Annotated in this window: 15 protein-coding genes and 1 pseudogene; 11 read left to right on the forward strand and 5 right to left on the reverse strand. The window is 66.6% G+C overall.

The genetic code is table 11. The features are described from left to right. Positions 1–83: 83 nt before the first annotated feature. From pgeF to lgt, 3 genes are read right to left on the reverse strand one after another with little or no spacing between them, the layout of a single operon-like run. Entirely contained in the window at positions 84–869 is a 786-nt protein-coding gene (gene pgeF / locus OVA11_RS05470) for a peptidoglycan editing factor PgeF (RefSeq protein ID WP_268066534.1), read from the reverse strand. Beyond that, positions 866–2017: a class I SAM-dependent methyltransferase gene (locus OVA11_RS05475; protein ID WP_268066535.1), complete on the reverse strand. Its 1152-nt coding sequence runs from the start codon at positions 2015–2017 to the stop codon at positions 866–868. Before OVA11_RS05475 ends, pgeF begins: the two co-directional genes overlap by 4 nt. Continuing rightward, positions 2004–2912 (reverse strand): prolipoprotein diacylglyceryl transferase, encoded by a 909-nt coding sequence (gene lgt / locus OVA11_RS05480; RefSeq protein WP_268066536.1) that lies wholly within the window; start codon positions 2910–2912, stop codon positions 2004–2006. Before lgt ends, OVA11_RS05475 begins: the two co-directional genes overlap by 14 nt. 114 nt (positions 2913–3026) lie before the next feature. Between lgt and OVA11_RS05485 the strand changes: the two genes are divergently transcribed. The 7 genes and pseudogenes from OVA11_RS05485 (at position 3027) to OVA11_RS05515 (ending at position 8002) form a co-directional block, all read left to right on the forward strand. Further along, positions 3027–3284 (forward strand): accessory factor UbiK family protein, encoded by a 258-nt coding sequence (locus tag OVA11_RS05485; protein ID WP_012639990.1) that lies wholly within the window; start codon positions 3027–3029, stop codon positions 3282–3284. A 130-nt stretch (positions 3285–3414) separates the two neighbouring features. After that, positions 3415–3921: a YbjN domain-containing protein gene (locus OVA11_RS05490; protein ID WP_010918381.1), complete on the forward strand. Its 507-nt coding sequence runs from the start codon at positions 3415–3417 to the stop codon at positions 3919–3921. 145 nt (positions 3922–4066) lie between these two features. Continuing rightward, positions 4067–4849: a pyrroline-5-carboxylate reductase gene (gene proC, locus OVA11_RS05495; RefSeq protein WP_268066537.1), complete on the forward strand. Its 783-nt coding sequence runs from the start codon at positions 4067–4069 to the stop codon at positions 4847–4849. A gap of 68 nt (positions 4850–4917) precedes the next feature. Continuing rightward, positions 4918–5454: a TetR family transcriptional regulator gene (locus OVA11_RS05500; RefSeq protein ID WP_268066538.1), complete on the forward strand. Its 537-nt coding sequence runs from the start codon at positions 4918–4920 to the stop codon at positions 5452–5454. A gap of 352 nt (positions 5455–5806) precedes the next feature. Next, the gene (gene rplJ / locus OVA11_RS05505) at positions 5807–6325 is read left to right on the forward strand and encodes a 50S ribosomal protein L10 (protein WP_096032419.1); all 519 of its coding nucleotides are present in this window, start codon (positions 5807–5809) and stop codon (positions 6323–6325) included. A gap of 45 nt (positions 6326–6370) precedes the next feature. Beyond that, on the forward strand, positions 6371–6754 hold the full coding sequence (rplL, locus tag OVA11_RS05510; RefSeq protein ID WP_096032420.1) for a 50S ribosomal protein L7/L12: 384 nt from the start codon (positions 6371–6373) through the stop codon (positions 6752–6754). 358 nt (positions 6755–7112) lie between these two features. Beyond that, positions 7113–8002: pseudogene (locus OVA11_RS05515) on the forward strand (RDD family protein). Between the two features lie 22 nt (positions 8003–8024). Here the strand turns inward: OVA11_RS05515 and hfsI are convergent. Beyond that, entirely contained in the window at positions 8025–9347 is a 1323-nt protein-coding gene (gene hfsI, locus OVA11_RS05520) for a polysaccharide biosynthesis protein HfsI (protein WP_268066539.1), read from the reverse strand. 126 nt (positions 9348–9473) lie between these two features. Between hfsI and OVA11_RS05525 the strand changes: the two genes are divergently transcribed. Next, a complete protein-coding gene (locus OVA11_RS05525) occupies positions 9474–10496 on the forward strand; it encodes a WD40/YVTN/BNR-like repeat-containing protein (RefSeq protein WP_268066540.1) in 1023 nt (340 codons plus the stop codon). Here the strand turns inward: OVA11_RS05525 and OVA11_RS05530 are convergent. Further along, positions 10432–11550 carry an acyltransferase family protein gene (locus OVA11_RS05530; RefSeq protein ID WP_268066541.1) on the reverse strand — a complete coding sequence of 373 codons (1119 nt, stop codon included), beginning with the start codon at positions 11548–11550 and terminating at the stop codon, positions 10432–10434. The genes OVA11_RS05525 and OVA11_RS05530 overlap by 65 nt on opposite strands. 516 nt (positions 11551–12066) lie before the next feature. Here OVA11_RS05530 and rpoB point away from each other — a divergent pair. The 3 genes from rpoB to OVA11_RS05545 all read left to right on the forward strand — a co-directional run bounded on the left by rpoB (position 12067) and on the right by OVA11_RS05545 (position 22441). Continuing rightward, positions 12067–16137: a DNA-directed RNA polymerase subunit beta gene (gene rpoB, locus OVA11_RS05535; RefSeq protein ID WP_268066542.1), complete on the forward strand. Its 4071-nt coding sequence runs from the start codon at positions 12067–12069 to the stop codon at positions 16135–16137. A gap of 99 nt (positions 16138–16236) precedes the next feature. Beyond that, positions 16237–20427 (forward strand): DNA-directed RNA polymerase subunit beta', encoded by a 4191-nt coding sequence (gene rpoC / locus OVA11_RS05540; protein WP_268066543.1) that lies wholly within the window; start codon positions 16237–16239, stop codon positions 20425–20427. Positions 20428–20638: 211 nt separating this feature from the next. Next, positions 20639–22441, forward strand: coding sequence for a methyl-accepting chemotaxis protein (locus OVA11_RS05545; protein ID WP_268066544.1), 1803 nt, complete (start codon positions 20639–20641; stop codon positions 22439–22441). Position 22442: the final 1 nt, after the last annotated feature.

The raw sequence follows: 22442 nt of genomic DNA on the forward strand, positions 1-22442 counted from the left end.
CAGGCAAAGCCCTGGAAACAAGTGTTAACGGCGAGACTTTTTCGTTTCCGTACCCGGAGCATCGCACGCGCCGTCCTGGGCGCTCACGCCTCCAGCATGATCGCCGACAGCAGACGGCCGTAGTCGCCGTCGTTGTTGAGGAAGGCGCGGCGGTTCGAGAAGAACCATTCTTCTTCCGCGCGGGTGTCGCGGCCGACCCACTCGCGGCGCTCGACGCCGGCCGTCGCCAGACGGTCCAGCACGAAGGCGGGCAGGTCGAAGAAGCGCTTGTCTTCGCTGAGGCCCGGCTTGAAGAACCGGCTCGAGCCTGGGCAGTCGGCCTCGAAGCGGTGCAGGAACTCCAGCCCCACCTCGTAGGACTTCGGCCCGATGCAGGGACCGACGACGCCGGTGATGTTCGCCGGACTGGCGCCGAGCGCCACCATGCGATCGACGGCTGATTGGACGACGCCATCCAGTGCCCCGCGCCAGCCGGCGTGGGCGGCGGCCACGATCCGCGCCTCGGGATCGACCAGCAGCACCGGCGCACAGTCGGCCGCCATGGCTCCGCAGATCACGCCAGGAGTCTTGGACACCACCGCGTCGCCCTCGGGCCGGGCGTCGCCCCACGAGCCGTCGGCGACGATCGCGATGGTCGAATGGATCTGGTAGCAGACGTTCAGATCCTCCGGACCGCCGCCGAACCAGCGCGCGATGCGGGCGCGGTTCTCCTCGACATCGGCCGGTTCGTCCTTGCTGCCCCGCCCGACGTTCAGGCTGTCATAGATGCCCTTCGAGACCCCGCCCTGGCGGGTGAAGAAGGCGTGCTTGACGCCCGGCAGGCTGGACAGCAGCGGGGACTGGACGGTGGGCAGGGTGGGCGTCTTCATGTCGCGTCCTCGAAGAGGGGGGGCGAAAGGTCGGGCGCGCAGAGGCACGCAACCTTGAACAGATCGCCCATCTGCGCCTCTCCGATCAGGCGATCAAGCTGTCTTGCGATCTGGTCGCCGCGTTCGGGCTGGCGCGCGGCCAGGGCCTCGGCGCGTTGGATGATTCCCAGAGCGACCAGGAACGCCCCCTGGGTGATGACCGGCCCCGCCTTTGCGCCGGCTTCGCGCGCGGCCGCGACCACCGACGGGAAGTCGGCCCAGACGGTCAGGTCGGCAAGGCCCGCCGTCTCCAGCGGATCGACCTTCTGGTGGTTCTGGATGGCCTGCAGCGTGTCGCCGGCCTCGAGCTCGGCGCGGCCATAGTCGATCAGCAGCGCCGCGCCGCCGTCGGTGACCAAGCGATGGGCGATGTCCGAGGCCAGGGCCGCCTGGGCGGGGGAGGATTCGACAACGGCGCCCGCTTCCAGATCCTCCCCCCAGCGGGGGAGGTGGTCCGAAGGACCGGAGGGGGCAGGGGCGGGACCGACAGGACCTCCCCCTCCGTTCGCTACGCGGACACCTCCCCCTCTGGGGGGAGGATTTATAGCGCGAAGCCCGAACGCCAGCCCGCCATCCTGGCCCAGTCCGATCACCCGCTCGGCCCACCCCGTCCGGGTGCGGACGAACTGGCGCGCGGGCAGGCAGTCCAGGAGCTCGTTGGCGACCAGCATCATCGGCGCGCCGCCGGGGACCTCGTCCAGACGCGAGACCCAGCGCGGGCCTTCGCCCAGCCTCGCGGCCTGCTTGGCCTTCAACGGCTCGGACACCTCGACCAGCCAAACCTCGGCGGCGGCCAGAAAGGCCGGATCCAGCCGACCGGCCCGGAGCAGGTCGCTCATCAGCGTTCCATCACCCGGCCCCATCTCGACCAGACGGAACGGCGAAGGACGCCCCATGCGGCTCCAGGTCTCGATCACCCAGAGACCGATCAACTCGCCGAACATCTGGCTGACCAGCGGCGCGGTGATGAAGTCTCCGCTGACACCGAGGTCCGGGCGCATGGCGTAATAACCGTCGCGGGGGTCGTGCAGGCAGCGGGTGAAGAACTCGGGAACCCCGATCGGCCCGTCCTGGGCGATCTGGGCCTTCAGGCGATCAAGCAGGCTCATGCGCCTCGGCGTCGTCCTGGATCGGTTCCTTCAGCGCCTTCCACAGCAGCCATCCGCCGGCCAGGATCATCGGGATCGACAGCATCATCCCCATGGTCAGGCCCAGCGGGAACTCGGGCATGCCGAGGTCGGGATTGCGGACGTTCTCCAGCGACAGCCGCGCCAGGCCATAGCCCAGCAGGAAGGTCGCCACGAGCGCGCCGCGCCGACGGAGCCACTTCAGGCGATAGGCGGCGAAGGCCAGGATCAGGAACAGCGCCAGCCCTTCAAGACCCGCCTCGTAGAGCTGGCTGGGGTGGCGAGGATCGGGGCCCGCCGGGCAGATGCGTTGCGGGTGATTGGCCTGGATGGTCTCGTTACAGAAGATGATCCCGAACGGGCCGTCGGTGACGCGACCCCAAAGCTCGCCATTGATGAAGTTGGCGATGCGGCCGAAGAAGATGCCGATCGGCGCCACGGGCGCGATCAGATCGCCGAGCTTGAGGATGTCGATCTGGTTGCGGCGCGCGAAGAGCGCCACCGCCGCGCAGACCCCGAGGAAGCCGCCGTGGAACGACATGCCGCCTTCCCAGATCTTGAAGACGTCCATCGGATGCGCGGCCAGCCACGCCCGCTGGTCGGCGTTCATCAGCATATAGAACAGGATGTATCCGAGACGCCCGCCGGCGATGATGCCCAGCGTGATCCAGAGGACCAGATCATCAATCTGCAGCGGCGTGGCGGTCGGGGCGCGGCCGCCCCAAACGCTCGCCGTCTGCGTCAGACGAACGGCGTAGCGCCATCCCAGCAGGATCCCGGCCACATAGGCCAGGGCGTACCAGCGCAGGGCCAGAGGGCCGAATTCCAGGGCCCAGGGGCCGATGTGGACCACAGGGTCGATGTTCGGAAAGATCACGCGCTCGGGCTCCGTGCGGAACAGATCGACGCAGTCGTATAGCGTTCGGGCTTCGCTTTCATCCACCGTTTCCCATATAAGAGTTCGGCGCCCATTCGCGGGCATGGATTACCGATGCACAGCCAGAACCCCTTCCTCGACGAATTCGCCAAGCTGACCCAGGCGGCCATGGGCATCGCCCAGACGGCCGGCGAGGAGGCCAAGACCGCGATGCGAGCTCAGGCGGACCGTCTGGCGGCGGAATTCGATCTGATCCGCCGCGACGACTTCGAGGCCCTGAAGGCCGAGGTGGCGGCGCTGCGCGAGGAAGTGGCGGCCCTGAAGGCGGCCAAGAAGGCGCCCGCGAAGAAAACCGCGAGTTCAGGCGAATAGCCGACTCGCCGCTCGCTTCCGGCGTGAAGCGAGTTGAGACGAACGCCGCGAAGCAGATTAGTGTCCCCGTACGTGAGCGATTCAGCGCGGGGCTAACCCCCGCCGTCGCCGGCGGGGACGTAGGTTTTTCATGGACACCCAACCGGAAGACGACGACGTCCTGATGGCGCTGGACCCCCTGGAGGTGGTCGAGCACGTGCTGTCGGCCGAGAACCTCACCTTTGACCGCACCGAGGACGGTGACCTGGCCTTCGCCCTGAAGGGTGACTGGAAGGACTACGAGCTGTGGTTCGCCTGGCGGCCAGAGGCCGACTGCCTGCAGCTGTGCCTGTCGCTGGACCTGCGCGCGCCCAAGTCCAAGCGCGCCAACGCGTATGAGCTTTTGGCCCTGATCAACCAGCGCGTCTGGCTGGGCCATTTCGAGGTCTGGACCGAGGACGGTGAGGTCGTGTTCCGCCACGCCCTGGCCCTGCCGTCGGGCGAGCGTCCGACCATGGCCCAGGCCGCCTCGATGATCGACGCGGCGGTTGAGGCGGCGGACCGCTTCTTCCCCGCGTTCGAATTCCTGCTGCAGGGTGCCAAGACCCCGGATCAGGCAATGGCCGCCTGCATGTTCGAGACGGTCGGCCAGGCTTAATCACTGGACTTCCGCTGCTTGGGTTGTCATCCCGGCCGTAGCGCGTTGCGCGAAGAGCCGGGACCCAGGGGCGACCTCACGGCGCGTGGCCCCTGGGTCCCGGATCGCGCGGGCGCGTCCGGGATGACACATCAGGTGAGCGCGCATGACCCCCATTCTTCTCCTCGGCGCGGGCCGCATGGGCGGCGCTCTGATTCAGGGCTGGCGCGCGGCCGGCGCGTTCCAAGCCGCCGATCTCATCATCCGTGATCCCCATGTCGACGCCGCCGCCTTCGCGGGCGCGGTCGTCAACCCGCCGCTCGCGGCGCTGTCCGCCGCCAAGACCGTGCTGCTGGCGGTCAAGCCGCAGATCTGGCGCGAGGCCGTCCAGGACGTGGTCCCGCACTTGGCGCCGGACGCGGTGATCGTGTCGATCGCCGCCGGCGTCCGCGCAGTGGACATCTCGCAGGCCTTCGGCGGCCGCCGCGTGGCGCGGGTCATGCCGACCACGGCCGTCGCCATTGGGCAGGGCGCGGCCAGTCTCTATGCGGACGACGCCGAGGCCCTCGCCCGCGCCCGAGCCCTGTTCGCCCCGGTGGCCGCCGTGGCGGAGCTGGCGTCGGAGGACCTGATGCACGCCGCTACCGCTGTGTCGGGCTCGGCGCCGGCCTATCTCTACGCCTTCATCGAAGCGCTGGAGGCGGCGGGCGCGGCCCAGGGCCTGGATCCTGCCGAGAGCGCCCGCCTGGCCCGAGCGACGATCATCGGCGCCGCCGCCCTGATGGCGCAGAGCGGCGAGGAACCGGCTGAGCTGCGCAAGCAGGTGACCTCGCCCGGCGGCACGACAGCGGCGGCGCTCTCGGTGCTGATGGGCGCCGGAGGTTTCGGTGACTTGCTGCCCAAGGCGCTGGACGCCGCCGTGGCGCGATCGAAGGAACTGGGCGGCTAGAGCGCTTCGACGTCCGAACGGGGGAGGTTTGTCTTGTCCCTGTCAAAGTCCGGGGCCATGTCTCTTCCATGACCGCCGATATTCTTGACCGCGCCGCCGCCGCCGCCCTGGCTCTCGCCGCTGACAAGCCCTGGCCTCAGGTCGCCCTGCGCGACATCGCCGTGAAGGCTGATATTTCCTTCGCGGCGCTCTATGCGCTGGCCGACAGCAAGGCGGCGGTGCTCAACCACCTTTCGACCCGGTTCGACCAAGCGGCGCTGGGCGTCGATTATCCGGCGACCGCCGCCGTCCACGACCGGCTGTTCGACGCTGCGATGGCGCGGATCGAGGCGATGGAGCCCCATCGTGCGGCGCTGATCGCCATCGCCTCGGCCGAGGGCGTGCTGGTCTCGGCCGCCCGCTTTCCGCGCATCGCCCGCGCCGTCCTCGAGGCGGCCGGCGTCGAGGCGACGATCCCGCGCCTTGCGGCCATGGCGACGGTCTGGGCGCGCGTGGTCCAGGTCTGGCGCGACGATGAGGGCGCGCTGAACCGCACCATGGCCGAGCTGGACAAGCGCCTGAAGCAGATGGCGGCGCAGCTCAGCAAGGTCGGCGCGGGCGTCTAGGCGACTGTTCGCCGGGGCCCTGTTGAAATCCACCGCGTCTTCGTCTATACGGCGCGCCTTCTCCGATGGACTCCGGTCCGTTGGCGAACCTGTTTGAGAACAACGGGGCGTGGGGTCACCAACGCCGTAACCGAGGAAGAGCCCTTCCTCGCCGTCGGGAGACAGGGATAGAGACGCCAAGTCTTCCTGCTCGTGACCTTCCCCTTCCTCGTGTTGGGCCGGTCCGAGACCGGAACGCGGCCGACTTTCCTTGAAACAGGCACATGCGACTCGCACGCGGGAGCGATCCCGCTTGGGTTTCGCATCTGGCTGCCGGAATGGTCCGGCCGCTGTTATTGAGTAGGAGACCGCAATGGACCGCGCTCAAAAGCAGGAATCGATCGAGTCGCTGAAAAGCGTCTTCGCCGATGCCGGCGCTGTCGTCGTGACCCACTACATGGGTCTGACCGTTGCGGAAATGACCGACCTTCGTCTTCGCCTCCGCAAGGAAGGCGCCGCGATCAAGGTTGTGAAGAACACCCTGGCCCTCAAGGCTCTGGACGGCAAGCTCGGTGACAAGGGCGACAAGCTCTTCACCGGTCCGGTCGCCATCGCCTACGGCCCGGACGCCGTTTCGGCCGCGAAGATCGCGGTGCAGTTCGCCAAGGAAAACGACAAGCTCAAGCTCGTCGGTGGCGTTCTGGACCAGACCAACGTGCTGGACGAAGCCGGCGTGCGTGCTCTGGCGACGCTGCCGTCGCTGGACGAACTGCGTGGCAAGCTCATCGGCCTCATCCAGGCTCCGGCGACCAAGGTTGCTGGCGTCCTGCAGGCCCCGGCTGGCCAGCTGGCTCGCGTTTTCAACGCCTACGCGACCAAAGACGCCGCGTAACGGTCATCCCCGCAATCTATCCCAATCTCTCTAAGGAACTGACACATGTCGAAGCTCGAAAAGCTGGTCGAAGAACTGTCCACCCTGTCGGTGCTGGAAGCCGCTGAACTCTCGAAGCTGCTGGAAGAAAAGTGGGGCGTCTCGGCCGCCGCTCCGGTCGCCGTGGCCGTCGCCGGTGGCGCCGCTGCTGCTCCGGCTGAAGCCGCTGAAGAGCAAACCGAATTCACCGTCGTCCTCGTCGACGGCGGCGACAAGAAGATCAACGTGATCAAGGAAGTCCGCGGCGTCCGTCCGGACCTCGGCCTGAAGGAAGCCAAGGACCTGGTCGAAGGCGCTCCGCAGAACGTCGTCGAGAACGTCTCGAAGCAACAAGCCGAAGAGATCTCGAAGAAGCTCACGGAAGCCGGCGCCAAGATCCAAATCAAGTAATTCGGTCCCAGCGCTCGCTGGGAACCGGGTTCCTTTTGGACCTGCCGAAGCGGCCTCGGAGGGAAACCTCCGGGGCCGTTTTCTTTTGGCTGTTGATGGCGTCGGGGCGGCCGTCCTGACCCTTCGGCGCGCTCAGGGTGAAGAGGGCGGTCGGCCTCGGTTCGCCCAAGATCCGCATCCCCGGCGTGTCGAAGGACGAAGATTTCCATCCGGACCCGCGCCGATCCGCGCCGCGATCACAGCTTTCCTTTCCGGCGGCTTCCCTCCGCGCATGAACTCGCACCCGTGGCGGGCGAACAGTTTCGGTCGCCGGCGGAGGCTCGCGTACAGGTAGCGGTCGGGCGGAGGGGGATCGCTTATGTCGAGCAGATATTGGGGATACCTTGGTCCGACGGGCGAGGGCGGACCTGTCTCCACGGACGAACTCGCCCTGTTCCTGCGAGAGCGCCTGATCACCGTCGATACGCCCGTGCGGCCGGCCGAGGGCATGCGATGGGAGCCGTTGGCCTACTGGCTTCCAGAGTTGGCGCCGTTCGCGGCGCGTCCTGATGATGCGCGGGCGCGACCCGATCCTGGGCCGTGCAATAGCCCGCAGCCTTTCGCCGACCAACCCGTGGAGCCGCGGGCCCCTGCCGCGCTGGAAGAGCCTCCGTTTGTCCTTGCTCCCGCGCCGGGCCCCGCTGCGCCGTCCAGCCGGCGCGGCTGGACGGATCGCGCCCCCACCCCTGGCGGCGCTACGGGGCGCGCCTGTTGGATGCGGCGGTGCTCGGATACCCGACGGCGCTCCTGCTGGGCGCGATCGGCGGCGTGGTGGCGCCGACGCAGACCCAAGGCGTGATCACGTTCCTGACGACCGACCTGTGGGGGCGGGTGGCCGACATCATGCTGAACGTCCTGCTGGTGATCCCCGCCCATGCGATCCTGCTGGGCCTGACGGGATCGACCCCGGGCAAATGGCTGTTCGGGATTCGCATCGTTCGGCCGGACGGGCGGCCGATCGGCGTTTTCACGGCTTTCTGGCGGGAACTGCGCGTCTGGTTTCAGGGCCTGGCGATGGGGATCCCGTTCGTGTCGCTCTTCACCCTGTTCGCCGGCTTTTCCTGGCTGAAGGACGATGGCCATACGCCGTGGGACCCGCCCAAGCGTCGCGTGGCGTTGCATAGGCCTCAAGGCGCAGCGCAGGTCCTGTTGGCGCTGTTGGGTCTGGCTCTGCTGATTGCGGTCCGCGTCTGGGAGGCTCAGCCATAAGGCGCCCGCCGGCTAGGACCCCTTAGCTCTGGGCGCGCTCGCCCTCGCCCGGCCGAAAAGGCATGGCCAGCTTGGTCACCGTCATCGAGAAGATCACCCAGCCCAGGTCGTTCTGGATCAGGGCGTCGGACTCGGTGAGGCTGTGCAGCGTGAAGATGGCCAGGAAGGGCAGGAAGAAATAGGCCGGGGCCGTCGCCAGACGGGACAGGCCCTTCAGCCAGGCGCCGACCAGCAGCATGAGCCAGGCGGTGACGCCGATAAGGCCAAGCTCCAGCCAGACGCCCAGAACCGTGTTGTGGGCCGAGAAGATCTTGAAGCCCTGGTCGTTGGAGATCCAGGCGACGGGGCCCCAGCCCGAGAGGTCGTCCCATACCGCGCCGTAGCCATAGCCTGTCAGGGGGCGTTGTTCGATCTGACGGCTGATGGCGTCCCAGATCAGGGTTCGGCCGGTGAAGGTCGCGTCGCGGCCGATCAGTTCGAAGACAAGCTCAGGCGCCAGCGCATAGACCGCGCCGACCAACGCTATGACACTGACGGCGGCGAGCAGCGCCGTGGTCCCGAGCGCGGGTCCGATCCGGCAAAGCGCGATCAGCGGCATGAACGCCAGGCCCGCCAGGCATGAGACCAAGGCGGTCTTGGACGTCGACAACACGATCAGCAGCAGCGCCGCGCCCGCAAAGCCCAGCCACAGGCGGCGGCGCTGGGGATTGGCCAGGGCGCAGGCCAGAAAAGTCGGGGTGGCCAGCGACATGGCCCAGCCCAGCTGGTTCTTGAAGCCATAGACGCCCCGCCAGGCGCCCGGGAAGTCGATCGACATCACCCCATAGGCCGGCATGAACAGGCCGAAGACGAAGGATAGGGTGACCACAACAGCGTAGGTGCTGGCCAGCACCTCGAGCGTCTTGGGCCATTCGAAGCGCTCGGCCAGAAGCACGCCGGTCAGGGTGGTGAAGACGACCGCCACCAGACGGCGGATGGTGACGTCGGGCTGCAAGCTCCAGAGCACCGAGCAGACGGCGATGCTCAGAAGCCCCAGCAGCAGCCAGGACCGCGTCAGCACCGCCAGGAAGCGCAAGGGGCGCGCGCAGATGACGAGCAGCACGATCAGGTAAACCGGAAGGAAGATCAGTCGGAGGAACGCCGACTGGCTGTTGGCCGCGCTGGACTGCGGACTGGCCCCTCCGGTGCCTGGGCCTGTGAGCAGCAGCAGATAGAACTGGCTGAAGATCAGGGTTGCGAACACGCACGCCCAAAAGGTGATATCGATCCGGGGCCGGTCGCCGCCGCCGACCAGGTCGAGCGGCACGGCCGTCGCCTGGTCGGGGTGGCGATAGGGCGTCGTCATGCCGAAGAGGCTCCGGTCCGATTTCGGCGCTATGGTTTATGGACGACTCGTTAACGCCCCTTGAATTGCGCTGAGCGTTCTTCGCTCGCCAAGATTGAGAAGGCGCCGTAGCCGCAGCCTTATGGAGTGATCATGGCACTGCCCTCGACGACCCGCCGCGCTGTCCTCGTCGGCGGCTTCGCCGTGATCGCCACCCCGGCCGCCGCAGGTCTCGTCATCCCGGCCTCGGCCACCGATAGCGAATTGCGCGGACTGTCGCCGACCGGGGGCAAGACCTGGTGGGCGTCCGGCTCCAAAGGCTGGATCATTCGGGGCAGGGGCGCGCAGCAGGACGCGCTCCGCATCGTCGGCGCCGAGGCGCTGGACTTCCGGGGACTGCATGCCTTCCACGACCAGCATGTCCTGGCCATGAGCGCCGGGCCGGGCGAGGCCTCGCAGCTCTGGCGCACCCAGGATGGGGGCAAGACCTGGGCGCGGATCGCGGTCAACCAGGATCCGGGCGGTTTCTGGGACTCGCTCGCCTTTGTTGATGACAAGCGCGGCTACATCCTCGGGGACCCGACGCAGGGCCGCTTCACGGTGCTCTACACCGATGACGCGGGCGAGACTTGGACCCGGCTAGACCCCAAGGGCGTGCCGCCGGCCGCGCCGAACGAGGGCGCTTTCGCCGCTAGCAATGGCTGCGTCGCCATCGGTCCCCGAGGGCAGGTGGCTTTCTGCACGGGCGGCGCAGGCAAGGCGCGGGTCTATCTGTCGCGCGGCGGCGAGGCCTTTGTGGCGCTGGAGACGCCGATCCTGGCCGACGCTCCGTCAAAAGGGGCGTTCGCTGTCACCTTCGCCAATGACGGGACGCTTTGGGTTTGCGGCGGCGACTATAGGAGCCCTCAGGGCCAAGGCGTGAACCTGGCCCGCCGGGCGCCGGGGCGCTTGACGTTCGAGCCGGTCGCCGCACCGGCGGGCTACCTGTCGTCGGTCGCGGTTCGCGGCGACACGGTAATGGCCACGGGCCTGGCGGGCGTGATCGTCAGCCGCAAGGGTGCGGGGTTCCAGAGGGTGTCGGCAGCGCCGATGAACACCGTGCGGCTTACGTCGGAGAAGACGGCGGTGTTGTGCGGACCGAAAGGATCGATCGGTCTCTGGCGCGGTTGAGGAGCCGAGGGCGGCGCGCCAGAAGCGGTCGCTCGATCCAAGTGTGGACCGCCAGCGCCAGGGCCGGGCAGGCCGCGAGGGCAGCCAGTATGACTAGGTCGCCCGGCAGGTCAGGCGCGAACCCGACGACTTGCAGGATGCCGTAGAAGGCCAGCGGGTGGACGAGATAGAGGGCGTAAGAGGCGTCGCCCAGCGTCGCGAGACCGCGCCGGATGGGGCCGGGGTTGGCGGGGATCTGCGACGTCGTAGTCGCGGGTTCCAGGGCGACCGCGCCCAGGGTGACCAGCAGGGCGGGAATCCCCCAGATCGCCGCGCGCGCCAGGGACAGGGTTCCGGGCAGGATTTCGCCCAGTTCCGAGATCCGGCCGAAGCCGTGGACGAGGCCGGCGGCGAAGCCCGCCACGCCAAGCGTCAGCAGCACGGCGCCGGCGCGGCGGTCCAGGCGCGGCGCTAGCCGGGCGGCCGCCACGCCCATCAGGAATTCCAGGATGATCGGATTGCCCAGAATCTGAACCGTCGGCAGGCCGGTCGCCTCGCGCAGGCCCCAGCACGCGGCGAAGGCCAGCAAGGCCGCCAGTACGGCAGGTCGGGGGCGCGGGGCGGCGAGGACCAAGGCGACGACGCCGTAGAACAACATCTCGAACGAGAGGGTCCAGCCGACGGCCAGCGCCGGGGCCACGACCTGGGGCCCGGCGGCCGGCCAGAAGGCGAAGGTGGCGATCAGCATCGGCCCCGTGAGCGTGCCTTCCGCAGCGCGTATCGCAATCCAGGGGAGGGAGGCCAGGAAATAAAGCGGAGCCACGCGCCAAAACCGGCTGACGGCGAAATCGCCCGCCGACCGCGCCCGGCCCGCCGTGCGGGTGATGATAAAGCCGCTGATCACGAAGAAAATGTCGACGCCCGCCGCGCCGAAGTTCTCCAGCGCCCCGGTCGCGAGCCCGGCCGGGGCTGCGCCGAGCCTCTGGCTCAGGTCCACGGCGTGCGCGTGCACGACCAGGGCGGCCGCGACGAACCGCAGGATCTGGAGGTTGACGAGGCGTGGGGCGGAAGCCATGGCGAGATTAGGGGGGCAAGACCCTTCCTCACCGTTAAGGCTCTTCGCCTCGACGTGGACCCGACGGCCGCGTTTGCCGTTTCCAGGCACGCTCAAGCTCGTTGGCGGCGGGGTGATGCGTTTGAGCGCGGACATCCAAGCCGCTTCCGATGCCTCTGGGCCCCCGCCTTCGGCGGACAGGTCGGGTGAAAGGAGCGGGCAATTGGGTTGGAGACAGCCTGATCCCACGCATTTACGCCTGCGAAAGAATCCCCCTTTCCTTCCTGATCCTGTTCCCCTATATCCCCGCGTTCACGATGACATCGGCGGAGCGCCTACGCGCGTCCGTATTACGCCCCGAGGCGCGGTCAGCCGCCCTCCGACCAGCGCGAAGGGGCGCCCATCAGGCTTCCGGTCCCGGTCGCCCGATAGGGGAATTCCAGCGTCCGCGGCTCTCCGATGAGGGGAGCGGCGAGGGTGGACGCAGCGGATATTCGAATTCACGCGCGGACTCCGTCCGCGCCGCAGGGAAACAACATGGCGCAATCCTTCACCGGCAAGAAGCGGATCCGGAAGTCGTTCGGCCGCATTCCCGAGGCTGTGCAGATGCCGAACCTCATCGAGGTTCAGCGCTCCTCCTACGAGCAGTTCCTTCAGCGCGAGACCCGTCCGGGCCTGCGTCGCGACGAAGGCGTCGAGGCGGTCTTCAAGTCGGTGTTCCCGATCAAGGACTTCAACGAGCGCGCCGTCCTGGAATACGTCTCGTACGAGTTCGAAGAGCCCAAGTACGACGTTGAAGAGTGCATTCAGCGCGACATGACCTTCGCCGCGCCGCTGAAGGTCAAGCTGCGCCTGATCGTGTTCGAAACCGAAGAAGAAACCGGCGCCCGCTCGGTGAAGGACATCAAGGAGCAGGACGTCTACATGGGCGACATCCCGCTCATGACGGACAAGGGCACCTTCATCGTCAACGGCACCGAGCGCGTCATCGTCTCGCAGATGCACCGTTCGCCGGGCGTGTTCTTCGACCACGACAAGGGCAAGACCCACGCCTCGGGCAAGCTGTTGTTCGCCGCCCGCGTGATCCCGTACCGCGGCTCGTGGCTGGACTTCGAATTCGACGCCAAGGACATCGTCTACGTCCGCATCGACCGCCGCCGTAAGCTGCCGGCCACGACCTTCCTCTATGCCCTGGGCATGGACGGCGAAGAAATCCTGACCACGTTCTACGACGTCGTCCCGTTCGAAAAGCGTTCGGGCGGCTGGGCCACCCCGTACAAGCCCGAGCGCTGGCGCGGCGTGAAGCCGGAGTTCCCGCTGGTCGACGCCGACACGGGTGAGGAAGTCGCTCCGGCCGGCACGAAGATCACCGCTCGCCAGGCCAAGAAGTTCGCTGACGCGGGCCTCAAGACCCTGCTGCTGGCGCCCGAAGCCCTGACGGGCCGCTACCTGGCCCGCGACGCCGTCAACATGTCGACCGGCGAAATCTACGCCGAAGCCGGCGACGAGCTGGACGTCACCTCGATCCAGGCCCTGGCTGACCAAGGCTTCAGCACCATCGACGTGCTGGACATCGACCACGTCACGGTCGGCGCCTACATGCGCAACACCCTGCGCGTGGACAAGAACGCCATCCGCGAGGACGCGCTGTTCGACATCTACCGCGTCATGCGTCCGGGCGAGCCGCCGACGGTGGAAGCCGCCGAGGCCATGTTCAAGTCGCTGTTCTTCGACGCCGAGCGCTACGACCTGTCGTCGGTGGGCCGCGTGAAGATGAACATGCGTCTGGAGCAGGACGTGTCGGACGAAGTCCGCATCCTGCGCAAGGAAGACGTCCTGGCCGTGCTGAAGGTCCTGGTGGGCCTGCGCGATGGTCGCGGCGAAATCGACGACATCGACAACCTGGGCAACCGCCGCGTCCGCTCGGTGGGCGAGCTTCTGGAAAACCAGTACCGCGTCGGCCTGCTGCGCATGGAACGCGCGATCAAGGAACGCATGAGCTCGGTCGATATCGACACGGTCATGCCGCACGACCTGATCAACGCCAAGCCGGCCGCCGCCGCTGTGCGTGAATTCTTCGGCTCCTCGCAGCTGTCGCAGTTCATGGACCAGACCAACCCGCTGTCGGAAATCACCCACAAGCGTCGTCTCTCGGCCCTCGGCCCGGGTGGTCTGACCCGTGAGCGCGCCGGCTTCGAAGTCCGCGACGTTCACCCAACCCACTACGGCCGGATCTGCCCGATTGAAACGCCGGAAGGCCCGAACATCGGTCTGATCAACTCGCTGGCCACCCACGCCCGCGTCAACAAGTACGGCTTCATCGAGAGCCCGTACCGTCGCGTGAAGGACGGCAAGCCGCAGGACGAAGTCGTCTACATGTCGGCGATGGAGGAATCCAAGCACGTCATCGCCCAGTCGAACATCGCGGTGTCCGAGGGCGAGATCGTCGACGACCTGGTTCCGGGCCGGATCAACGGCGAACCGACCCTCCTGCAAAAGGAGACGGTGGACCTGATGGACGTGTCGCCGCGCCAAGTCGTGTCGGTGGCCGCCGCCCTGATCCCGTTCCTGGAAAACGACGACGCCAACCGCGCCCTCATGGGCTCGAACATGCAACGTCAGGCCGTGCCGCTGGTGCAGTCGGACGCCCCGCTGGTCGGCACCGGCATGGAAGCCGTCGTCGCCCGTGACTCGGGCGCCGTCGTCATCGCCAAGCGCACCGGCGTCGTCGAGCAGATCGACGGCACGCGTATCGTCATCCGCGCCACGGAAGAGACCGACCCCGCGCGTTCGGGCGTCGACATCTACCGCATGTCGAAGTTCCAGCGCTCGAACCAGTCGACCTGCATCAACCAGCGTCCGCTGGTGAAGGTGGGCGATCGGATCGTCGCCGGCGACATCATCGCCGACGGTCCCTCGACCGAGCTCGGCGAACTGGCCCTGGGCCGCAACGCGCTCGTCGCGTTCATGCCCTGGAACGGCTACAACTTCGAAGACTCGATCCTGATCTCCGAACGCATCGTCCGTGACGACGTCTTCACCTCGATCCACATCGAGGAATTCGAAGTCATGGCCCGCGACACCAAGCTGGGTCCGGAAGAAATCACCCGCGACATCCCGAACGTCGGCGAGGAAGCCCTGCGCAACCTCGACGAAGCCGGCATCGTGGCGATCGGCGCCGAAGTCCAGCCGGGCGATATCCTGGTCGGCAAGGTCACGCCGAAGGGCGAGAGCCCGATGACGCCGGAAGAAAAGCTGCTGCGCGCCATCTTCGGTGAAAAGGCTTCGGACGTCCGCGACACGTCCCTGCGTCTGCCCCCGGGCGTCGCCGGTACGATCGTCGACGTGCGCGTCTTCAACCGTCACGGCGTCGACAAGGACGAGCGCGCGCTCGCCATCGAACGCGCCGAAATCGACCGCCTGGGCAAGGACCGCGACGACGAGTTCGCGATCCTGAACCGCAACATCTCGGGCCGCCTGAAGGAACTCTTGATCGGCAAGGTCGCGCTGTCGGGCCCCAAGGGCCTGTCGCGCGGCGAGATCACGGCCGAAGGCCTGGCTCAGGTCGCTTCGGGCCTGTGGTGGCAGATCGCCCTGGAAGACGAAAAGGCGATGGGCGAGCTGGAAAGCCTGCGTCGCCTGTTCGACGAGAACCGCAAGCGCCTCGACCGTCGTTTCGAAGACAAGGTCGACAAGCTGCAGCGCGGCGACGAACTGCCTCCGGGCGTCATGAAGATGGTCAAGGTCTTCGTGGCCGTGAAGCGCAAGCTGCAGCCGGGCGACAAGATGGCCGGCCGTCACGGCAACAAGGGCGTCATCTCGCGCATCCTGCCGATCGAGGACATGCCGTTCCTCGCCGACGGCACGCACGTCGACGTCGTTCTGAACCCGCTGGGCGTGCCTTCGCGCATGAACGTCGGTCAGATCTTCGAAACCCACCTGGGCTGGGCCTGCGCCAATCTCGGCAAGCAGATCACCAACCTGCTGGAAGACTGGCAGCAAGGCGGTCAGAAGCAGGCCCTGGTCGAGCGTCTCACCGAGATCTACGGCCCGGACGAAGAGCTGCCGGACACCGAAGAGGGTCTGGTCGAGCTGGCTCGCAACCTGGGCAAGGGCGTTCCGATCGCCACCCCGGTGTTCGACGGCGCGCGCATGGACGACATCGAGGGCCACCTCGAAATGGCCGGCGTCAACAAGTCGGGCCAGTCGATCCTGTTCGACGGCCTGACCGGCGAGCAGTTCAAGCGTCCGGTCACGGTCGGCTACATCTACATGCTGAAGCTGCACCACCTGGTCGACGACAAGATCCACGCCCGTTCGATCGGTCCGTACTCGCTCGTCACGCAACAGCCGCTGGGTGGTAAGGCCCAGTTCGGCGGTCAGCGCTTCGGGGAAATGGAAGTGTGGGCTCTGGAAGCCTACGGCGCGGCCTACACCCTGCAGGAAATGCTGACGGTGAAGTCCGACGACGTGGCCGGCCGGACCAAGGTCTACGAGTCGATCGTCCGCGGCGACGACACGTTCGAAGCCGGTATCCCGGAAAGCTTCAACGTGCTGGTCAAGGAAATGCGCTCGCTCGGCCTGAACGTCGAGCTGGAGAACAGCTGATCCGGATCTCCCTCCCTGGCGTGACCGCCGGGGAGGGGCCTCCTTTCAGCCCGCTCTCCCTCAAGAATTTTCGCGGGAAACCCCGCAGAAGGAACCAAGATGAACCAGGAAGTCCTGAACATCTTCAATCCGGTCCAGGCCGCTCCGACCTTCGACCAGATCCGTATCTCGCTCGCCTCGCCGGAAAAGATCCGCTCGTGGTCGTTCGGCGAGATCAAGAAGCCCGAAACCATCAACTACCGCACGTTCAAGCCCGAGCGTGACGGCCTGTTCTGCGCCCGTATCTTTGGCCCGACCAAGGACTACGAATGCCTGTGCGGCAAGTACAAGCGCATGAAGTACAAGGGCATCATCTGCGAAAAGTGCGGTGTTGAAGTCACCCTGGCGCGCGTCCGTCGCGAGCGCATGGGCCACATCGAACTGGCCTCGCCGGTCGCCCACATCTGGTTCCTGAAGTCGCTGCCCTCGCGCATCGCCATGATGCTCGACATGCCGCTGAAGGACATCGAACGCGTCCTGTACTTCGAATACTACATCGTCACCGAGCCGGGCCTGACGCCGCTGAAGCAGCACCAGCTGCTCAGCGAAGACGACTACATGCGCGCCCAGGAAGAGTACGGCGACGACAGCTTCACCGCCGAAATCGGCGCTGAGGCCATCCAGAACCTGCTGAAGGCCATCGACCTCGAGAAAGAGGCAGAGCGTCTGCGCGAGGAGCTGTCCGGCACCGTTTCGGACATGAAGCAGAAGAAGTTTTCGAAGCGCCTGAAGATCCTGGAAGCCTTCCAGGAGTCGGGCAACCGTCCCGAGTGGATGGTGCTGACGGTCGTTCCGGTCATCCCGCCGGAACTGCGTCCGCTGGTGCCGCTGGACGGCGGCCGCTTCGCGACCTCGGACCTGAACGACCTGTATCGCCGGGTCATCAACCGTAACAACCGCCTGAAGCGCCTGATCGAGCTGCGCGCGCCCGACATCATCATCCGCAACGAAAAGCGGATGCTGCAGGAGTCGGTCGACGCCCTGTTCGACAACGGCCGTCGCGGTCGCGTCATCACCGGCGCCAACAAGCGCCCGCTGAAGTCGCTGGCCGACATGCTGAAGGGCAAGCAGGGCCGCTTCCGTCAGAACCTGCTGGGCAAGCGCGTCGACTACTCGGGCCGTTCGGTCATCGTGGTGGGTCCCGAGCTGAAGCTGCACGAGTGCGGCCTGCCCAAGAAGATGGCGCTGGAGCTGTTCAAGCCGTTCATCTACGCGCGTCTGGACGCCAAGGGCCTGTCGGGCACCGTCAAGCAGTCCAAGCGCATGGTCGAGCGCGAGCAGCCGCAGGTGTGGGACATCCTCGAAGAGGTGATCCGCGAGCACCCGGTTCTGCTGAACCGCGCCCCGACCCTGCACCGTCTGGGCATCCAGGCGTTTGAGCCCAAGCTGATCGAGGGCAAGGCCATCCAGCTGCACCCGCTGGTCTGCGCCGCGTTCAACGCCGACTTCGACGGCGACCAGATGGCCGTGCACGTCCCGCTGAGCCTGGAAGCTCAGCTGGAAGCGCGCGTCCTGATGATGTCGACCAACAACATCCTGTCGCCCGCCAACGGTCGCCCGATCATCGTGCCGTCGCAGGACATCGTGCTTGGTCTGTACTACCTGTCGGTCGCGCGTGACGGTGAGCCGGGCGAAGGCAAGATCTTCGCCGACCTCGGCGAAATCGAAGCCGCCATGGACGCCGGCGTCGTCTCGCTGCACGCCAAGATCAAGGCGCGCCACACCGAGATGACTCCGGACGGTCAGCTGCTGCGCAAGGTGATCGACACCACGCCGGGCCGCATGAAGATCGCCGCCCTGCTGCCGCATCACCCCCAGATTGGTCACCGCCTGATCGAAAAGGCGCTGACCAAGAAGGAAATCGGCAATCTGATCGACATCGTCTACCGCCACTGCGGTCAGAAGGCGACGGTGATCTTCGCCGACAAGGTGATGGGCCTGGGCTTCAAGGAAGCCGCCAAGGCCGGCATCTCGTTCGGCAAGGACGACATCATCATCCCGGTCCGCAAGACCGCGATCGTGGAAGAAACCCGCAAGCTGGCTGAAGAATACGAGCAGCAGTACGCCGACGGCCTGATCACCAAGGGTGAGAAGTACAACAAGGTCGTTGACGCCTGGGCCAAGGCCACCGATCGCGTCGCCGACGAGATGATGGCCGAGCTTCAGATGAAGCATAAGGACGAGAACGGCCGCGAGAAGGAAATCAACGCCATCTACATGATGGCCCACTCCGGCGCCCGGGGTTCGCAAGCCCAGATGAAGCAGCTGGGCGGCATGCGCGGCCTGATGGCCAAGCCCTCCGGCGAGATCATCGAGACCCCGATCGTCTCGAACTTCAAGGAAGGCCTGACCGTTCAGGAGTACTTCAACTCCACCCACGGCGCCCGTAAGGGTCTGGCCGACACCGCGCTGAAGACCGCCAACTCGGGTTACCTGACCCGTCGTCTGGTCGACGTCGCGCAGGACTGCATCATCGTCGAGGAAGACTGCGGCACCACCAAGGGCATCACCCTGCGCGCCGTGGTCGAAGGCGGTGACGTGCTGGTCTCGCTGGGTTCGCGCGTCCTGGGCCGCTTCACGGCCGAGGACGTCAAGGATCCGGGCACCGGCGAACTGGTCGTTCCGGCCGACACCTATATCGACGAGAACATCGCCGACGCCATCGAGGCGGCGGTCGTTCAATCGGTGAAGGTCCGCTCGGTCCTGACCTGCGAAGCCAAGATCGGCGTCTGCGGCGCCTGCTATGGCCGCGACCTGGCCCGCGGCACCCCGGTGAACATCGGCGAAGCGGTCGGCGTCATCGCCGCCCAGTCGATCGGTGAGCCCGGCACGCAGCTGACCATGCGTACGTTCCACATCGGCGGCACCGCTCAGGTGGCCGAGCAGTCGTTCTTCGAAGCCAGCAACGACGGTACGGTCCGCGTGATCGGCCCGACGGTCGTGGGTTCGGACGGCGCCCTGGTCATCATGAGCCGCAACACCACCGTCAGCGTTCTGGTCGACGGCAAAGAGCGTGAAACCTACAAGCCGCCGTACGGCGCCCGCCTGCGGGTCAAGGACGGCGATACGGTCAAGCGCGGTCAGCGCCTCGGCGATTGGGACCCCTACACCACCCCGATCATCACCGAAGTGGCCGGCAAGATCCGCGCCGAAGACCTGGTCGATGGCCTGTCGATCCGCGAGGAAGTCGACGAAGCCACCGGCATCGCCCAGCGCGTGGTCGCCGACTGGCGCACCTCGGCCCGCGGCTCGGACCTGCGTCCGGCCATGGGCGTGCTGTCGGAAGACGGCAGCTACAAGCGCCTCAGCAACGGCGGTGAAGCCCGCTATCTGCTGTCGGCCGGCGCCATTCTCTCGGTCGCCGACGGCGACGAGGTGAAGCCGGGTGAAGTGATCGCGCGTATCCCGACCGAAGGCGCCAAGACCCGGGACATCACCGGTGGTCTGCCGCGCGTCGCCGAACTGTTCGAAGCCCGCCGTCCGAAGGACTGCGCCGTCATCGCCGAGATGGATGGCCGTGTCGAATTCGGCAAGGACTACAAGAACAAGCGCCGCATCAAGATCACCCCGGACGTCGACGCCGACGGCAACCAGCCCGAAGCGGTCGAGTTCCTGATCCCGAAGGGCAAGCACATCGCCGTCCACGACGGGGATTACATCACCAAGGGCGAGTACATCATCGACGGCAACCCGGATCCGCACGACATCCTGCGCATCCTGGGCGTCGAAGCCCTGGCCAACTTCCTCGTCGACGAGATCCAGGAGGTCTATCGTCTGCAGGGCGTGCCGATCAACGACAAGCACATCGAGACGATCGTTCGTCAGATGCTGCAGAAGGTCGAGATCCTCGAGCCCGGCGACACCGGCCTGATCAAGGGTGACCACCTTGATAAGCCTGAGTTCGACAAGGAACAGGAAAGGGCGATCGCTCGCGGCGGCCGTCCGGCTGTGACCCAGCCGGTGCTGCTGGGCATCACCAAGGCCTCGCTGCAGACCAAGAGCTTCATCTCGGCCGCGTCGTTCCAGGAAACGACCCGCGTCCTGACCGAAGCCTCGGTGCACGGCAAGACCGACACCCTGGAAGGCCTGAAGGAAAACGTCATCGTGGGTCGTCTGATCCCCGCCGGTACGGGTTCCTACCTGCGCAGCCTGCAGCGCGTCGCCGCCAAGCGCGACGAGCAACTGGCCCAGCAGCGCGAAGACGCGATGGAGCCGCTACCGGCCGAGATCGCGCTTTCGGACGCCGAATAGGCGTCTGCGGCGCTCTCGCCCCGGACTCCAAAGGTGTCCGGGGCGACGCCGAGCAAGGTTTTCGCCGACGGATTGAGGAAAGGCCCGGGAGAGATCCCGGGCCTTTCTTTTGGGTTGAGTAGATCGTCCGCAGATTGGGTAACCGGTAGAACAATATTTCCGTCGCGTTAAGAATCGTCGCGCATTTTTCCTCACGGGGGGTATGCAAACGATGTCACTACGTATTTCGGGAACCTTGAACCTCTTCGCGATCGTCTTGATCGCGGCGTTCGCCATGGCGACCGGCACCGCGACCTACGCCTTGATGACGCTTCGTGTCGGGGGGGCGCTGTCGGACCAGCAGATGGAGATCGACGCTCTGGTGGCGGATATCATGCCACCGCCGCTCTTCATCGTAGAAGCGCTGCTGACGGCGCACCGTGGCCCGGACGAACTGGACATGGTCGCGGAGATTGACCGCGACCTGACCACGCTCCAGGCCAGCTATGAAGACCGTCATGCGCACTGGGCGACGCGGCCGCTGACGTCCGAGGTCAAGGACGCTCTCGCGGCGTCGGACATCCAGGTCCGGAAATTCTGGGATATCGCCGAAAAGCAGTTCAGACCCGCCCTTCGCGCCGGCGATGTCGCGGCCATGAACACTGCGCTTGACGCCATGACGATCGCCTACCGCGAGCACCGTCAGGTGATCACCAAGCTGACGCCGCTGGTGGTGGGACTCTCGAAGGCCAAGGTCGAGGCCGCGGAGGCCCAATCCCGGCGTATCTTCATCGCGGTGGGGCTGGCCACGGCGCTGATGCTGATCGTGGCCGCCGGGGGCGTCTGGATCCTGCGCAGGAAAATGGTCACGCCGCTGGTCGGCATGACCGGCTACATGGGCGCGCTCGCCGACGGTAACTACGACAAGGACGTCCCCTATCAGGGGCGTGCCGACGAACTGGGGGACATGGCCCGCTCTGTCGGCGTGTTTCGGACCGCCGTTCTGGAACGCCGCGCCGCTCGCGAGCAGCAACTGGCGGCGGATGCACGGGCCATGGACGCCCAGCAGCGCCAGGCCGCTCAGTCGCAGGCCGATGCTCGTGCGCGGGATCTGGTCGTGTCGGCCTTGGATCGCGGCTTGAACGGCCTGGCGCGCGGTGAACTGCAACAACAGATCAATGAGCCGTTCCCGGCCGAGTTCGAACAGCTGCGGGTCAACTTCAACGCCTCGGTTCAGATGCTGGAAGCGACCCTCGCCAAGGTGATCGCCCTGGCGGGCTCGGTCGGTGGCGGCGCGGGAGAGATTTCTTCAGCGGCTGACGATCTGTCCCGGCGCACGGAGCAGCAAGCCGCCAGTCTGGAAGAGACCGCTGCGGCCCTGCAGGAAGTCACCTCGACGATCCGTCAAAGCGCCGAGCGCGCCGCCATGGCTCAGCAAGCCACCTCGCGTAGCCGATCCTCCGTCACGCAGTCGGCCGACCTGGCCGGCGAGGCGATCGGGGCCATGGAGCGGATCGACACATCCTCGCGCCAGATCAACCAGATCATCGGCGTGATCGACGAGATCGCCTTCCAGACCAACCTCCTGGCCCTGAATGCGGGGGTCGAGGCCGCCCGCGCCGGTGAGGCGGGGCGTGGCTTCGCTGTGGTCGCCATGGAAGTCCGGGCTCTGGCCCAGCGTTCTGCCGACGCGGCCAAGGAGATCAAGGGGCTGATCGCGGAAGCCTCCTCCAGCGTGGACAGCGGCGTGGGCCTGGTCGGGCGGGTCGGGCAGGCGCTGGGCGCGGTCGTCGACGAGTTCTCCGGCATCGAGGCCTTGGTCAACGACATCGCGACGACGGCCAAGGAACAGGCCACCGGCCTTGGCCAGATCAACACCGCCGTCAGCCAGATGGATCAGGTCACCCAGCAGAACGCCGCCATGGTGGAAGAGACCACAGCGGCCAGCCACAGCCTCAAGCGGGAAGCTTCGGACCTGATGGGTCTGGTTCAGGCCTTCTCACTGAGCGAGGATGTACGCCGGAGGGCCGCCTAGA

Origin of the sequence: Caulobacter sp. SL161 (assembly GCF_026672375.1) — a bacterium.
GTDB lineage: Bacteria > Pseudomonadota > Alphaproteobacteria > Caulobacterales > Caulobacteraceae > Caulobacter.